Source organism: Escherichia sp. WS1450 (assembly GCF_046487395.1).
Classification (GTDB): Bacteria; Pseudomonadota; Gammaproteobacteria; order Enterobacterales; family Enterobacteriaceae; genus Escherichia; species Escherichia coli.
This window is the reverse complement of sequence record NZ_JBJQJO010000024.1, coordinates 14,306-30,012: the sequence shown is the minus strand read 5'-3', so window position 1 is coordinate 30,012 and position 15,707 is coordinate 14,306. Positions and strand designations below refer to the sequence as shown.

General features: G+C 52.0%; 15 protein-coding genes. 11 read left to right on the top strand and 4 right to left on the bottom strand.

Annotated features, from left to right (window positions below; translation table 11 throughout):
* Window positions 1-58: 58 nt before the first annotated feature.
* Window positions 59-1,702: a flagellar hook-associated protein FlgK gene (gene flgK / locus ACJHYR_RS21855; protein WP_072837565.1), complete on the top strand. Its 1,644-nt coding sequence runs from the start codon at window positions 59-61 to the stop codon at window positions 1,700-1,702.
* An 11-nt stretch (window positions 1,703-1,713) separates the two neighbouring features.
* Window positions 1,714-2,667 (top strand): flagellar hook-associated protein FlgL, encoded by a 954-nt coding sequence (gene flgL / locus ACJHYR_RS21850; protein WP_001586905.1) that lies wholly within the window; start codon window positions 1,714-1,716, stop codon window positions 2,665-2,667.
* A 94-nt stretch (window positions 2,668-2,761) separates the two neighbouring features.
* On the opposite strand, the gene ACJHYR_RS21845 is transcribed toward flgL, so the two are convergent.
* The 3 genes from ACJHYR_RS21845 to rne all read right to left on the bottom strand — a co-directional run bounded on the left by ACJHYR_RS21845 (window position 2,762) and on the right by rne (window position 6,864).
* Window positions 2,762-3,256, bottom strand: a complete 495-nt coding sequence (locus ACJHYR_RS21845; RefSeq protein ID WP_000613626.1) for a GNAT family N-acetyltransferase — start codon at window positions 3,254-3,256, stop codon at window positions 2,762-2,764.
* The gene (locus ACJHYR_RS21840; protein ID WP_001110447.1) at window positions 3,253-3,546 is read right to left on the bottom strand and encodes a DUF1778 domain-containing protein; all 294 of its coding nucleotides are present in this window, start codon (window positions 3,544-3,546) and stop codon (window positions 3,253-3,255) included. The genes ACJHYR_RS21845 and ACJHYR_RS21840 overlap by 4 nt, the downstream gene beginning before the upstream one ends.
* Before the next feature lie 132 nt (window positions 3,547-3,678).
* The gene (gene rne, locus ACJHYR_RS21835; RefSeq protein ID WP_001522867.1) at window positions 3,679-6,864 is read right to left on the bottom strand and encodes a ribonuclease E; all 3,186 of its coding nucleotides are present in this window, start codon (window positions 6,862-6,864) and stop codon (window positions 3,679-3,681) included.
* A 572-nt stretch (window positions 6,865-7,436) separates the two neighbouring features.
* On the opposite strand from rne, the gene rluC reads away from it, so the two are divergent.
* Window positions 7,437-8,396: a 23S rRNA pseudouridine(955/2504/2580) synthase RluC gene (rluC, locus tag ACJHYR_RS21830; protein WP_001586906.1), complete on the top strand. Its 960-nt coding sequence runs from the start codon at window positions 7,437-7,439 to the stop codon at window positions 8,394-8,396.
* Window positions 8,397-8,507: 111 nt separating this feature from the next.
* Here rluC and yceF read toward each other — a convergent pair whose 3' ends face one another.
* Window positions 8,508-9,092 carry a 7-methyl-GTP pyrophosphatase gene (gene yceF, locus ACJHYR_RS21825; RefSeq protein WP_001125202.1) on the bottom strand — a complete coding sequence of 195 codons (585 nt, stop codon included), beginning with the start codon at window positions 9,090-9,092 and terminating at the stop codon, window positions 8,508-8,510.
* A gap of 198 nt (window positions 9,093-9,290) precedes the next feature.
* On the opposite strand from yceF, the gene yceD reads away from it, so the two are divergent.
* The 8 genes from yceD to fabF all read left to right on the top strand — a co-directional run bounded on the left by yceD (window position 9,291) and on the right by fabF (window position 15,677).
* Complete coding sequence (gene yceD, locus ACJHYR_RS21820) at window positions 9,291-9,812, top strand: 23S rRNA accumulation protein YceD (protein WP_001174481.1); 522 nt, start codon at window positions 9,291-9,293, stop codon at window positions 9,810-9,812.
* Between the two features lie 51 nt (window positions 9,813-9,863).
* On the top strand, window positions 9,864-10,037 hold the full coding sequence (rpmF, locus tag ACJHYR_RS21815; RefSeq protein ID WP_000290727.1) for a 50S ribosomal protein L32: 174 nt from the start codon (window positions 9,864-9,866) through the stop codon (window positions 10,035-10,037).
* A gap of 80 nt (window positions 10,038-10,117) precedes the next feature.
* The gene (gene plsX, locus ACJHYR_RS21810; protein WP_000197578.1) at window positions 10,118-11,188 is read left to right on the top strand and encodes a phosphate acyltransferase PlsX; all 1,071 of its coding nucleotides are present in this window, start codon (window positions 10,118-10,120) and stop codon (window positions 11,186-11,188) included.
* A gap of 67 nt (window positions 11,189-11,255) precedes the next feature.
* Entirely contained in the window at window positions 11,256-12,209 is a 954-nt protein-coding gene (gene fabH / locus ACJHYR_RS21805) for a beta-ketoacyl-ACP synthase III (protein ID WP_000288132.1), read from the top strand.
* Between the two features lie 15 nt (window positions 12,210-12,224).
* Window positions 12,225-13,154, top strand: coding sequence for an ACP S-malonyltransferase (gene fabD / locus ACJHYR_RS21800; RefSeq protein WP_000191364.1), 930 nt, complete (start codon window positions 12,225-12,227; stop codon window positions 13,152-13,154).
* Between the two features lie 12 nt (window positions 13,155-13,166).
* Window positions 13,167-13,901 (top strand): 3-oxoacyl-ACP reductase FabG, encoded by a 735-nt coding sequence (fabG, locus tag ACJHYR_RS21795; protein ID WP_000007233.1) that lies wholly within the window; start codon window positions 13,167-13,169, stop codon window positions 13,899-13,901.
* Window positions 13,902-14,111: 210 nt separating this feature from the next.
* Window positions 14,112-14,348: an acyl carrier protein gene (acpP, locus tag ACJHYR_RS21790; protein ID WP_000103754.1), complete on the top strand. Its 237-nt coding sequence runs from the start codon at window positions 14,112-14,114 to the stop codon at window positions 14,346-14,348.
* Window positions 14,349-14,435: 87 nt separating this feature from the next.
* Window positions 14,436-15,677 (top strand): beta-ketoacyl-ACP synthase II, encoded by a 1,242-nt coding sequence (gene fabF, locus ACJHYR_RS21785; RefSeq protein ID WP_000044679.1) that lies wholly within the window; start codon window positions 14,436-14,438, stop codon window positions 15,675-15,677.
* The last annotated feature ends 30 nt before the right edge of the window (window positions 15,678-15,707 follow it).

Sequence of the window (15,707 nt, the reverse complement as noted above, 5' to 3'; positions counted from 1 at the left end):
AAGTCCGGCGGGTCGCTGCCGATAATACTCTGTAATTGAAGGCTTATAAGGAACCTCCATGTCCAGCTTGATCAATAACGCCATGAGCGGACTGAACGCGGCCCAGGCGGCGTTAAATACGGCAAGTAATAATATCTCCAGCTATAACGTTGCCGGATATACCCGCCAAACCACTATTATGGCGCAGGCCAATAGCACGTTGGGCGCTGGCGGCTGGGTTGGCAATGGCGTCTACGTTTCTGGTGTGCAGCGTGAGTATGATGCGTTTATTACCAACCAGTTACGTGCGGCGCAGACGCAAAGTAGCGGCCTGACTGCCCGCTATGAGCAGATGTCGAAAATCGACAATATGCTCTCCACCAGTACCTCTTCGCTGGCAACACAGATGCAGGATTTCTTCACCAGCCTGCAAACGCTGGTGAGTAACGCGGAAGATCCGGCAGCGCGCCAGGCGCTGATTGGGAAATCAGAAGGGTTGGTGAATCAGTTTAAAACCACCGATCAATATCTGCGCGACCAGGACAAACAGGTCAATATCGCGATAGGTGCCAGTGTTGATCAGATCAACAATTACGCTAAACAAATCGCCAGCCTGAACGATCAAATCTCCCGCCTGACAGGCGTGGGGGCAGGGGCATCACCTAACAATCTGCTGGATCAACGCGATCAACTGGTGAGCGAATTAAACCAGATTGTTGGCGTAGAAGTCAGCGTTCAGGATGGTGGCACTTATAACATCACGATGGCCAATGGCTACTCACTGGTTCAGGGAAGTACGGCGCGGCAACTTGCGGCAGTTCCTTCCAGCGCCGACCCTTCTCGTACGACTGTCGCTTATGTTTATGGGACGGCAGGCAATATTGAGATCCCGGAGAAATTACTGAATACCGGGTCGCTGGGCGGCATTCTGACATTCCGTTCTCAGGATCTTGACCAGACGCGTAATACGCTTGGACAACTGGCGCTGGCATTTGCCGAGGCTTTCAACACCCAACACAAAGCCGGATTTGATGCTAACGGCGATGCCGGTGAAGATTTCTTTGCTATCGGTAAGCCCGCGGTTCTGCAAAACACGAAAAACAAAGGTGACGTTGCGATCGGTGCAACGGTAACTGATGCCTCCGCGGTACTGGCGACAGATTACAAAATCTCGTTCGATAATAATCAGTGGCAGGTCACCCGCCTTGCCAGCAATACCACTTTTACGGTGACGCCGGATGCCAACGGTAAAGTGGCATTTGATGGTCTGGAGTTGACGTTTACAGGAACGCCTGCCGTTAACGACAGCTTCACGCTGAAACCGGTAAGTGACGCCATCGTCAACATGGATGTATTAATCACCGACGAAGCGAAAATCGCCATGGCGAGCGCAGAAGATGCGGGTGATAGCGACAACCGCAACGGTCAGGCCCTGCTCGATCTGCAAAGCAACAGTAAAACGGTGGGCGGTGCGAAATCCTTTAACGACGCTTATGCCTCGTTAGTGAGTGATATCGGTAATAAAACCGCGACGTTGAAAACCAGTAGCACCACTCAAGGTAATGTGGTGACGCAGCTTTCCAATCAGCAGCAGTCGATTTCCGGTGTCAATCTCGATGAGGAGTACGGAAATCTGCAACGTTTTCAGCAGTATTACCTCGCGAATGCGCAGGTTCTGCAGACGGCAAACGCGATTTTTGATGCGCTGATTAACATTCGCTAAGGGGAGATAAAATGCGTTTCAGTACCCAGATGATGTACCAGCAAAACATGCGCGGCATCACCAATTCTCAGGCAGAATGGATGAAGTACGGCGAACAGATGTCGACGGGTAAGCGAGTCGTTAACCCTTCAGATGATCCCATTGCTGCATCACAAGCTGTTGTTCTCTCCCAGGCACAGGCGCAAAACAGCCAGTACACGCTGGCGCGTACTTTCGCCACTCAAAAAGTGTCACTGGAAGAGAGTGTACTTAGCCAGGTCACCACCGCTATCCAGAATGCTCAGGAAAAAATTGTCTACGCCAGCAATGGCACCTTGAGTGACGATGACCGTGCCTCGCTGGCTACGGATATTCAGGGGCTTCGTGACCAGTTGCTGAATCTGGCGAACACCACTGACGGTAACGGGCGCTACATTTTTGCCGGTTATAAAACAGAAACTGCGCCGTTTAGTGAGGCGGATGGCAAATACGAAGGCGGAGCAGAAAGTATTAAACAACAGGTCGATGCTTCGCGTTCGATGGTGATAGGGCACACGGGTGACAAAATTTTCGACAGTATTACCAGCAACGCGGTAGCGGAACCAGACGGTAGCGCTTCTGAAACCAATCTTTTTGCCATGCTGGATAGCGCCATCGCAGCCCTAAAAACGCCGGTCGCGGATAGCGAAGCGCATAAAGAAACCGCCGCTGCGGCACTGGATAAAACCAACCGCGGACTGAAAAACTCGCTGAACAATGTGCTGACTGTTCGCGCGGAATTAGGCACGCAGCTGAACGAACTGGAGTCGCTGGATTCATTAGGTAGCGATCGCGCTTTAGGGCAAACGCAGCAGATGAGCGATCTGGTTGATGTGGACTGGAATGCAACTATTTCATCTTACATCATGCAGCAAACGGCATTGCAGGCATCGTATAAAGCATTTACCGATATGCAGGGATTGTCGCTGTTCCAGCTCAACAAATAAGCTCGCTTTAAAACATATCATGAAACTGGGTATGTTTTCTCTGCCTGCTCTGGGATCGCCGGGGCGGGCATTTTTTTGCATGAGACATAACGAACTATTTAAGACATTCCTGCAAATCAGCCAATGTTGCCATCAGTATCATAGAATCGACAGGCGATGGTTCAAACCCCACTCGCAGATAAAACTCACGGGCCTGGTCTGATAACGCATGGACCAACATTCCGCGAATACCAATGACTTCAGCCGCCTGTAGTACTCGTAGACCGGCATCTCTGACCATCGCACGACCGATGCCCTGACCCTGTAATGATTTATCTATTGCCAGACGACCAAGTACTACAACAGGGATCGGTTCTGGCATATTTCGGCGAAATCGTCCTGTCGCGACATACGTTTCAACGGCGCTGGAAGCAAGCGAATAATATGCCAAAACGTTGCTATACGTATCACAGCTAACAAATGTACGTGATGCGCCGGCAAGCTGATTTTTTAGGGCTCTCTGCTTTAGCCAGTTATCCATCGTTTCTACTCCCGAGCAAAAAGAGGTGAATTGATGCCTTGCCATGAGTGGCTCGGGGGCCTGAATCATTTTTTTTGCTCCCACGGCGCGGGTGTTTGCATGGTTTTGCGTAATGCAGCATTGGGCGCGGGGGGCTGATCCAGACGATTCAAAAATAGCTGGTAATCATCAGAATCGATCCTGAAAATTCTCTGCTCAATGAGCGCCTCTTCAGCTGCGGCTCTGGCGGCCTCAAGGACAAATTCGGTGCGATTTTTTCCTCGGGCTTTAGCGGCCCGGTCAATAAGATCGCGTTCTGCGGGTTTTATGCGCAAATTTAAAGATTCGCGCCTGGTTGGAATGTTATTGGCTGCTGGCATAAATATATCCTTCGGCTTTGCATGGATGATAATTATACAGCGCATGTAACGCTAATGTCATTACAACAAAGATGCTACCCTGAAATAAAAAAGCCCTGGCAGTTACCAGGGCTTGATTACTTGAGCTAATTATTACTCAACAGGTTGCGGACGCGCAGGAGCGGCAGAGGCATGATGCGTTGCCGTATGACCACCTGCAGCACCTTTACCTTCGAAGGCAAAAGTAGGGCGCTGCCAGTCACTGTGACGCGGTGCCTCCGGAACATATTCCGGTGCCGGAGCGCGCGTCATTGGCGCGGTAGCGTGGTTATGCTCAACGGTGACCTCAGGTTTAACCGCGGCTACCGTTTCAACTTCTGCTGCGACTTCGGCGACGACTGGCGCGGCAGGTTGAGCAACAACTTCAGGTTCAGCAACCACAACCTCAGCAGTTTCGGCAACTTCTTCAATATCTGCCGTCTCTTCCTGCGGTTCAACCACCGGTTCTGCGTGTTCTGCAACTTCCTGGGCTATGGCAACATCAGACTCGGTAATCACCTGCGGCTGTTCAGTTACCGCGGCGGCAATCACTTCAGGATGCGTCGTTTCAACCACTTCCGGTTGCGGTTCGGCAACCTGAACGGGGGCTTCTACAACTTCAGCCACTTCTTCAACAACCGGTGCGCTAACAACAGGTTCGACAGCGGCGGCGACAGGGACCTCAGTCACCATCGGCTGCACTTGTACTTCTTCCTGTTCGCGCTGCTCTTCAACCTGTACATCTTGCGGACGTACAATTGGATAGCGGATCCAGACTTTGCCAGAGGCCAGTTCCGGAGATGCGCACGCTACGGTCAACGGCATTGGCGATTGGGTTGGATAACGCTCGTCACGATAGCGACGACGACGCTGACCACTCACGCGCAGGTGACGAGGCGAGCGGCGAGAACGACGCGGCATGCCACCGTTGTCACGGTTATCGGCATTGTTCTCTTCTTGCTGTTCTGGTGCAGCTTGCGCTACGACTGGCAGCGGGACTTTCACCAGTTCTGTGCGTGGAGCTGGCGCTTCCTGAACAATTGGTTCGGCAGCGACAGTTTCTTCAACCACCGGTGCGACTACCGCTTCTTCGGCTACGCTTTGCTCGTAACGCACTTTCTGATTGAGCTGACGCTGTTTACGACGCGGCTGAACCGGACGTACACGTTCTTCCTGTTCGGTTTCCTGAACAGATTGCTCTTCAACATTCAGCGCCTTCGCTTCTTGTTGCGCCTGACGTTTATCATCGTTACGGCGGCGGCTACGTTCACGACGCGGCGCTTGCTGCTCGTCGGTGGTACGTGCTTTTTCCGTTACCTCAGCCTGCTGACGGCTCTCACGCGTCTCGGCAGTCTGCTGCTGTGCCTGGCGACGATTACGACGGTTTTCTTCGCGATTATCGCTGCCTTCAGTACGTTCACTACGGGTGTCGCGGCGCTCATTACGGTCACGGCGGTTGTTCTGACGAGGCTTGCGACGATCCTGTTGACGTTCCGGTTTCGCTTCTGCTTTCGGTGCTGGTTGCTCGGCCGGTTTGGTTTCTTCACCACCGCTGAATAGCGCTTTCAGTGCGCCGAAGAAGCGGCTCAACAACCCTGGTTGTGCAGGAGATGCTGGTGTTGCCGTTGCAGCTTTAGGTGCTGGGGCTACAACAGGGGCGGCAGGTTCAGCTGGGGTTGGAGCTGGCGGCACATCCGGCATGGCAAAGGTTGCCAGCGCAGGTTGTTCAGGACGCTTACGTTCAGCGAACTCTTCTTCAGACGGCAGCGCCATCGCTTCTTCATGCAGCTTCGGCAGCATGTAGCTTAAGGTTGGAGTTTCTTCCCCTTTACGCACGCGCAGCACATGGTAGTGCGGGGTTTCCATCTGATCGTTTGGCACAATCACACAGCGCACGCCGTCCTGACGAGTTTCAATCGCATTCACTGCAGAACGTTTTTCATTCAGCAGGTAAGACGCGATTGGCACAGGAACAATGGCGTGAACTTCCTGAGTGTTCTCTTTCAGCGCTTCTTCTTCGATCAGACGCAGAATAGAGAGCGACAACGATTCGTTGTCACGCACGGTACCGGTACCGGAGCAGCGCGGGCAGACGTGATGGCTGGATTCACCCAGTGATGGGCTCAGACGCTGACGGGACATTTCCAGCAGGCCAAAGCGAGAAATATGGCTGATTTGAATACGCGCCCGGTCCTGACGCACCGCTTCACGCAGACGGTTTTCTACCGCACGCTGGTGGCGTACTGGCGTCATGTCGATGAAGTCGATAACAATCAGGCCGCCGAGGTCACGCAGGCGCAGCTGACGAGCAATCTCATCGGCAGCTTCGAGGTTGGTGTTAAACGCGGTTTCTTCGATATCGCCGCCGCGGGTCGCGCGTGCGGAGTTGATGTCGATGGCGGTTAACGCTTCGGTGCTGTCGATAACAATGGAACCACCGGATGGCAGACGAACTTCACGCTGGAAGGCGGACTCAATCTGTGACTCGATCTGGTAGTGGCTGAACAGCGGGATCTCGCCGGTGTACAGTTTGATTTTGCTGCTGAAATCCGGGCGACCTAATGCAGCGATATGCTGGCGTGCCAGTTCGAGCACTTTCGGGTTATCGATAAGGATTTCGCCGATGTCCTGACGTAAGTAATCGCGGAATGCGCGAACGATTACGTTGCTCTCCTGATGAATCAGGAACGGAGCTGGGCGGCTTTCAGCGGCTTTTTTGATGGCTTCCCAGTGTTTCAGACGGAAGCTTAAATCCCATTGCAGCGCCTCAGCAGATTTGCCGACGCCAGCGGTGCGCACGATAAGCCCCATGCCTTCCGGCAGTTCAAGGCTTGCCAGTGCTTCTTTTAATTCGGTACGGTCGTCGCCTTCGATACGACGAGAAATGCCACCCGCGCGCGGGTTGTTCGGCATCAGAACCAGATAGCTACCCGCCAGACTGATAAAGGTGGTTAATGCCGCGCCTTTGTTGCCGCGCTCTTCTTTATCGATCTGAACAATGACTTCCTGACCTTCACGCAACACATCTTTAATGTTGGGACGACCATGAGCACTGTAGTTAGCAGGGAAATATTCGCGGGCAATTTCTTTTAGTGGGAGGAAACCGTGACGTTCAGCGCCGTAATCAACAAAAGCAGCTTCCAGACTCGGTTCAATGCGGGTGATTTTACCTTTGTAGATGTTTGCCTTTTTCTGCTCGTGCCCTGGACTTTCGATATCCAGGTCATACAGACGCTGCCCATCTACAAGGGCAACGCGCAACTCTTCCTGCTGAGTTGCGTTGATTAACATTCTTTTCATCGTAACTTACTCATTATTCTTACATTGACGACTAAGCTGCGGGCAAAGTAACGCCTTTCCGGGTGTGAACCGATGGCCTCGTGTCTAGTCGCGTCGCCAACCTCACGGTTATCGTCAGCTCAAAGAGGCGCAGAGTGTCGGTTGCCCGTTTTTCATGCGGAAAAACAGCGCAATTATCAAAGAAACAGACTGGGTATTACTCTCCAGAAATATTTCCATCTACCGGTAAGGACTGCAACCCGCAGCCCGCTAACTGCCTGAAAGATCAATACGTCTTACGCCATTGCTGCGTGGATGATCGGTCGGGCAAAATGGGTTATTCCGTAAAATTTCTTGTTTTAACAAGGATGGACACGGAAACGGCCTCATTATTCCACTGCAAGCCTTGTTATAGCAAGATGACTTTTACCATTTATCACCCGCTTACTCACAGTTTTTTCACTTCTTGCTGGTGATTGGTTTAATAACCATCAATAAAGTGATCACGTAGTGAAGTAATAAGGTGCAAAACTAAATATAAGCATAGAAAAATGAGTGGCGCGAATCCTGTTGGCTAATTAGAATCGCCCACCATGAAAATAGAGACTCCATCCGTAAAAATTGTTGCTATCACCGCTGACGAAGCGGGGCAACGTATCGATAACTTTTTGCGTACCCAATTGAAAGGCGTACCAAAAAGTATGATTTACCGTATTTTGCGTAAAGGCGAAGTGCGGGTGAACAAAAAACGTATTAAGCCTGAATATAAACTCGAAGCGGGTGATGAGGTGCGTATCCCACCGGTTCGCGTTGCTGAACGGGAAGAAGAGGCGGTTTCGCCACATCTGCAAAAGGTGGCGGCGCTGGCGGACGTCATCTTATATGAAGATGACCATATCCTGGTGCTGAATAAACCTTCCGGTACGGCGGTACATGGCGGTAGTGGTTTAAGCTTCGGCGTTATCGAAGGTTTGCGGGCGTTGCGCCCGGAAGCGCGGTTCCTTGAACTGGTTCATCGTCTCGACCGGGACACTTCAGGTGTGTTGCTGGTAGCGAAAAAACGCTCGGCGTTGCGTTCTCTGCATGAGCAATTACGTGAAAAAGGGATGCAAAAAGATTACCTGGCGCTGGTGCGCGGTCAGTGGCAGTCGCATGTGAAGAGCGTTCAAGCGCCGTTATTGAAAAATATTCTGCAAAGCGGCGAACGTATCGTGCGTGTGAGTCAGGAAGGCAAACCGTCGGAAACACGCTTTAAAGTGGAAGAACGCTATGCTTTTGCCACCCTGGTGCGTTGTAGCCCGGTAACAGGGCGTACTCATCAGATCCGTGTTCATACACAGTATGCGGGTCATCCGATTGCCTTTGACGATCGCTACGGTGACCGTGAATTTGACAGACAGCTCACTGAAGCAGGCACGGGATTAAATCGCCTGTTCCTGCACGCTGCAGCGTTGAAGTTTACTCATCCGGGGACCGGTGAGGTGATGCGTATCGAAGCGCCGATGGATGAAGGTTTGAAGCGTTGTTTGCAAAAGCTGCGTAACGCGCGCTAATACAAGCATATAAACCTGATAATGGGCGGTTGGCCTGATAAGGCGTTTACGCCGCATCAGGCCGCCAGCACCGATTGCCGGATGCGAAGTAACCGCATCCGGCGCAAACAACTATCCCATCAGCGGGTTTTTCCCTTCCCGACGTAACATCTGACACAGCGCGATTAGCGGTAAACCAACCAGCGTGTTAGGATCACGCCCCTCTAAACGCTCAAACAGCGTAATGCCAAATCCTTCACTCTTAAAGCTACCCGCGCAGTGCAGGGGATGCTCTTTACGCACGTAATTATCAATCTCCGCCTCGCTCAGGTGACGGAAATGGACGTCAAAAGGCTCCACTTCTGTTTGTAGATGCCCATTCGCCGAATTAAACAACGCCAGTCCAGTATAGAAGGTGACGATATTGCCGCTGGCTTTGCGTAATTGCAGACGGGCATTTTCTTCCGTTAACGGTTTACCGGTGATTTCGCCATCAAGAACACATACCTGGTCTGAACCAATAATTAAATGATCCGGATAACGTGACGCCAGAGATTGCGCTTTTTCTTGTGCCAGTCGAAGCACCAACTGTCGCGGTGATTCGTCGCTGCGTGGGGTTTCGTCGACCTCTGGTGCTGCACATTCAAAAGAGATTTGCAGTTTTTCCAGAAGAGCGCGACGCCAGGGCGAGGTGGAGGCTAAAATAAGTTTAGGCATATTTTTTTCCATCAGATATAGCGTATTGATGATAGCCATTTTAAACTATGCGCTTCGTTTTGCAGGTTGATGTTCGTTATCAGCACTGAACGAAAATAAAGCAGTAACCCGCAATGTGTGCGAATTATTGGCAAAAGGCAACCACAGGCTGCCTTTTTCTTTGACTCTATGACGTTACAAAGTTAATATGCGCGCCCTATGCAAAAGGTAAAATTACCCCTGACTCTCGATCCGGTTCGTACGGCTCAAAAACGCCTTGATTACCAGGGTATCTATACTCCTGATCAGGTTGAGCGCGTCGCCGAATCCGTAGTCAGTGTGGACAGTGATGTGGAATGCTCCATGTCGTTCGCTATCGATAACCAACGTCTCGCAGTGTTAAACGGCGATGCGAAGGTGACGGTAACGCTCGAGTGTCAGCGTTGCGGGAAGCCGTTTACTCATCAGGTCTACACAACGTATTGTTTTAGTCCTGTGCGTTCAGACGAACAGGCTGAAGCACTGCCGGAAGCGTATGAACCGATTGAGGTTAACGAATTCGGTGAAATCGATCTGCTTGCAATGGTTGAAGATGAAATCATCCTCGCCTTGCCGGTAGTTCCGGTGCATGATTCTGAACACTGTGAAGTGTCCGAAGCGGACATGGTCTTTGGTGAACTGCCTGAAGAAGCGCAAAAGCCAAACCCATTTGCCGTATTAGCCAGCTTAAAGCGTAAGTAATTGGTGCTCCCCGTTGGATCGGGGATAAACCGTAATTGAGGAGTAAGGTCCATGGCCGTACAACAGAATAAACCAACCCGTTCCAAACGTGGCATGCGTCGTTCCCATGACGCGCTGACCGCAGTCACCAGCCTGTCTGTAGACAAAACTTCTGGTGAAAAACACCTGCGTCACCACATCACTGCCGACGGTTACTACCGCGGCCGCAAGGTCATCGCTAAGTAATCACGCGTCTGCGTGATGAAGCTTAGTGAGGATTTTCCCCAGGCAACTGGGGAAAGACCAAACCGGGCGGCGACGATACCTTGACACGTCTAACCCTGGCGTTAGATGTCATGGGAGGGGATTTTGGCCCTTCCGTGACAGTGCCTGCAGCATTGCAGGCACTGAATTCTAATTCGCAACTCACTCTTCTTTTAGTCGGCAATCCCGACGCCATCACGCCATTACTTGCTAAAGCTGACTTTGAACAACGTTCGCGTCTGCAGATTATTCCTGCGCAGTCAGTTATCGCCAGTGATGCCCGGCCTTCGCAAGCTATCCGCGCCAGTCGTGGGAGTTCAATGCGCGTGGCCCTGGAGCTGGTGAAAGAAGGTCGAGCGCAAGCCTGTGTCAGTGCCGGTAATACCGGGGCGCTGATGGGGCTGGCAAAATTATTACTCAAGCCCCTGGAGGGGATTGAGCGTCCGGCGCTGGTGACGGTATTACCGCATCAGCAAAAGGGCAAAACGGTGGTCCTCGATTTAGGGGCCAACGTCGATTGTGACAGCACAATGTTGGTGCAATTTGCCATTATGGGCTCAGTCCTGGCTGAAGAGGTGGTGGAAATTCCCAATCCTCGCGTGGCGTTGCTCAATATTGGTGAAGAAGAAGTAAAGGGTCTCGACAGTATTCGAGATGCCTCAGCGGTGCTTAAAACAATCCCTTCTATCAATTATATCGGCTATCTTGAAGCCAATGAGTTGTTAACTGGCAAGACAGATGTGCTGGTTTGTGATGGCTTTACAGGAAATGTCACATTAAAGACGATGGAAGGTGTTGTCAGGATGTTTCTTTCTCTGCTGAAATCTCAGGGTGAAGGGAAAAAACGGTCGTGGTGGCTACTGTTATTAAAGCGTTGGCTACAAAAGAGCCTGACGAGGCGATTCAGTCACCTCAACCCCGACCAGTATAACGGCGCCTGTCTGTTAGGATTGCGCGGCACGGTGATAAAAAGTCATGGTGCAGCCAATCAGCGAGCTTTTGCGGTCGCGATTGAACAGGCAGTGCAGGCGGTGCAGCGACAAGTTCCTCAGCGAATTGCCGCTCGCCTGGAATCTGTATACCCAGCTGGTTTTGAGCTGCTGGACGGTGGCAAAAGCGGAACTCTGCGGTAGCAGGACGCTGCCAGCGAACTCGCAGTTTGCAAGTGACGGTATATAACCGAAAAGTGACTGAGCGTACATGTATACGAAGATTATTGGTACTGGCAGCTATCTGCCCGAACAAGTGCGGACAAACGCCGATTTGGAAAAAATGGTGGACACCTCTGACGAGTGGATTGTCACTCGTACCGGTATCCGCGAACGCCACATTGCCGCGCCAAACGAAACCGTTTCAACCATGGGCTTTGAAGCGGCGACACGCGCAATTGAGATGGCGGGCATTGAGAAAGACCAGATTGGCCTGATCGTTGTGGCAACGACTTCTGCTACGCACGCTTTCCCGAGCGCAGCTTGTCAGATTCAAAGCATGCTGGGCATTAAAGGTTGCCCGGCATTTGACGTTGCAGCAGCCTGCGCAGGTTTCACCTATGCATTAAGCGTAGCCGATCAATACGTGAAATCTGGGGCGGTGAAGTATGCTCTGGTCGTCGGTTCCGATGTACTGGCGCGCACCTGCGATCCAACCGATCGTGGGACTATTATTATTTTTGGCGATGGCGCGGGCGCTGCGGTGCTGGCTGCCTCTGAAGAGCCGGGAATCATCTCCACCCATCTGCATGCCGACGGTAGCTATGGTGAGTTGCTGACGCTGCCTAATGCTGACCGTGTGAATCCAGAGAATTCAATTCATCTGACGATGGCGGGCAACGAGGTCTTCAAGGTTGCGGTAACAGAACTGGCGCACATCGTTGATGAGACGCTGGCGGCGAATAATCTTGACCGTTCTCAACTGGACTGGCTGGTTCCGCATCAGGCTAACCTGCGTATTATCAGTGCAACGGCGAAAAAACTCGGCATGTCGATGGACAATGTCGTGGTGACGCTGGATCGCCACGGTAATACCTCTGCGGCCTCTGTCCCGTGCGCGCTGGATGAAGCTGTACGTGACGGGCGCATTAAGCCGGGGCAGTTGGTTCTGCTTGAAGCCTTTGGCGGTGGATTCACCTGGGGCTCCGCGCTGGTTCGTTTCTAGGATAAGGATTAAAACATGACGCAATTTGCATTTGTGTTCCCTGGACAGGGTTCTCAAACCGTTGGAATGCTGGCTGATATGGCGGCGAGTTATCCAATTGTCGAAGAAACGTTTGCTGAAGCTTCTGCGGCGCTGGGCTACGACCTGTGGGCGCTGACCCAGCAGGGGCCAGCTGAAGAACTGAATAAAACCTGGCAAACCCAGCCAGCGCTGTTGACTGCATCTGTTGCGCTGTACCGCGTATGGCAGCAGCAGGGCGGTAAAGCACCGGCATTGATGGCCGGTCACAGCCTGGGGGAATACTCCGCGCTGGTTTGCGCTGGTGTGATTGATTTCGCTGATGCGGTGCGTCTGGTTGAGATGCGCGGCAAGTTCATGCAAGAAGCCGTACCGGAAGGCACGGGCGCTATGGCGGCAATCATCGGTCTGGATGATGCGTCTATTGCGAAAGCGTGTGAAGAAGCTGCAGAAGGTCAGGTCGTTTCTCCGGTAAACTTTAACTCTCCGGGACAGGTGGTTATTGCCGGTCATAAAGAAGCAGTTGAGCGTGCTGGCGCTGCCTGTAAAGCTGCGGGCGCAAAACGCGCTCTGCCGTTACCAGTGAGCGTACCGTCTCACTGTGCGCTGATGAAACCAGCAGCCGACAAACTGGCAGTAGAATTAGCGAAAATCACCTTTAACGCACCAACAGTTCCTGTTGTGAATAACGTTGATGTGAAATGCGAAACCAATGGTGATGCCATCCGTGACGCACTGGTACGTCAGTTGTATAACCCGGTTCAGTGGACGAAGTCTGTTGAATACATGGCAGCGCAAGGCGTAGAACATCTCTATGAAGTCGGCCCGGGCAAAGTGCTTACTGGCCTGACGAAACGCATTGTCGACACCCTGACCGCCTCGGCGCTGAACGAACCTTCAGCGATGGCAGCGGCGCTCGAGCTTTAAAAGAGGAAAATCATGAGTTTTGAAGGAAAAATCGCACTGGTAACCGGTGCAAGCCGCGGAATTGGCCGCGCAATTGCTGAAACGCTCGCAGCCCGTGGCGCGAAAGTTATTGGCACTGCGACCAGTGAAAATGGCGCTCAGGCGATCAGTGATTATTTAGGTGCCAACGGCAAAGGTCTGATGTTGAATGTGACCGACCCGGCATCTATCGAATCTGTTCTGGAAAAAATTCGCGCAGAATTTGGTGAAGTGGATATCCTGGTCAATAATGCCGGTATCACTCGTGATAACCTGTTAATGCGAATGAAAGATGAAGAGTGGAACGATATTATCGAAACCAACCTTTCATCTGTTTTCCGTCTGTCAAAAGCGGTAATGCGCGCTATGATGAAAAAGCGTCATGGTCGTATTATCACTATCGGTTCTGTGGTTGGTACCATGGGAAATGGCGGTCAGGCCAACTACGCTGCGGCGAAAGCGGGCTTGATCGGCTTCAGTAAATCACTGGCGCGCGAAGTTGCGTCACGCGGTATTACTGTAAACGTTGTTGCTCCGGGCTTTATTGAAACGGACATGACACGTGCGCTGAGCGATGACCAGCGTGCGGGTATCCTGGCGCAGGTTCCTGCGGGTCGCCTCGGCGGCGCACAGGAAATCGCCAACGCGGTTGCATTCCTGGCATCCGACGAAGCAGCTTACATCACGGGTGAAACTTTGCATGTGAACGGCGGGATGTACATGGTCTGACCGCGATTTGCACAAAATGCTCATGTTGCGCGCAGTCTGCGTGGTTATGAGTAATAATTAGTGCAAAATGATTTGCGTTATTGGGGGGTAAGGCCTCAAAATAACGTAAAATCGTGGTAAGACCTGCCGGGATTTAGTTGCAAATTTTTCAACATTTTATACACTACGAAAACCATCGCGAAAGCGAGTTTTGATAGGAAATTTAAGAGTATGAGCACTATCGAAGAACGCGTTAAGAAAATTATCGGCGAACAGCTGGGCGTTAAGCAGGAAGAAGTTACCAACAATGCTTCTTTCGTTGAAGACCTGGGCGCGGATTCTCTTGACACCGTTGAGCTGGTAATGGCTCTGGAAGAAGAGTTTGATACTGAGATTCCGGACGAAGAAGCTGAGAAAATCACCACCGTTCAGGCTGCCATTGATTACATCAACGGCCACCAGGCGTAAGTGAACATCTCCAGGCGGTCGTTCGACCGCCTGAGTTTTATCTTTTTGTCCCACTAGAATCATTTTTTCCCTCCCTGGAGGACAAACGTGTCTAAGCGTCGTGTAGTTGTGACCGGACTGGGCATGTTGTCTCCTGTCGGCAATACCGTAGAGTCTACCTGGAAAGCTCTGCTTGCCGGTCAGAGTGGCATCAGCCTAATCGACCATTTCGATACTAGCGCCTATGCAACGAAATTTGCTGGCTTAGTAAAGGATTTTAACTGTGAGGACATTATCTCGCGCAAAGAACAGCGCAAGATGGATGCCTTCATTCAATATGGAATTGTCGCTGGCGTTCAGGCCATGCAGGATTCTGGCCTTGAAATAACGGAAGAGAACGCAACCCGCATTGGTGCCGCAATTGGCTCCGGGATTGGCGGCCTCGGACTGATCGAAGAAAACCACACATCTCTGATGAACGGTGGTCCACGTAAGATCAGCCCATTCTTCGTTCCGTCAACGATTGTGAACATGGTGGCAGGTCATCTGACTATCATGTATGGCCTGCGTGGCCCGAGCATCTCTATCGCGACCGCCTGTACTTCCGGCGTGCACAACATTGGCCATGCTGCGCGTATTATCGCGTATGGCGATGCTGACGTGATGGTTGCAGGTGGCGCAGAGAAAGCCAGTACGCCGCTGGGCGTTGGTGGTTTTGGCGCGGCACGTGCATTATCTACCCGCAATGATAACCCGCAAGCGGCGAGCCGCCCGTGGGATAAAGAGCGTGATGGTTTCGTACTGGGCGATGGTGCCGGTATGCTGGTACTTGAAGAGTACGAACACGCGAAAAAACGCGGTGCGAAAATTTACGCTGAACTCGTCGGCTTTGGTATGAGCAGCGATGCTTATCATATGACGTCACCGCCAGAAAATGGCGCAGGCGCAGCTCTGGCAATGGCAAATGCTTTGCGTGATGCAGGCATTGAAGCGAGTCAGATTGGCTACGTTAACGCGCACGGTACTTCTACGCCGGCTGGCGATAAAGCTGAAGCGCAGGCGGTGAAAACCATCTTCGGTGAAGCTGCAAGCCGTGTGTTGGTAAGCTCCACGAAATCTATGACCGGTCACCTGTTAGGTGCGGCGGGTGCAGTAGAATCTATCTACTCCATCCTGGCGCTGCGCGATCAGGCTGTTCCGCCAACCATCAACCTGGATAACCCGGATGAAGGTTGCGATCTGGATTTCGTACCGCACGAAGCGCGTCAGGTTAGCGGAATGGAATACACTCTGTGTAACTCCTTCGGCTTCGGTGGCACTAATGGTTCTTTGATCTTTAAAAAGATCTAAATTGTCATTTTCCACCCTTATAAAAGGTCC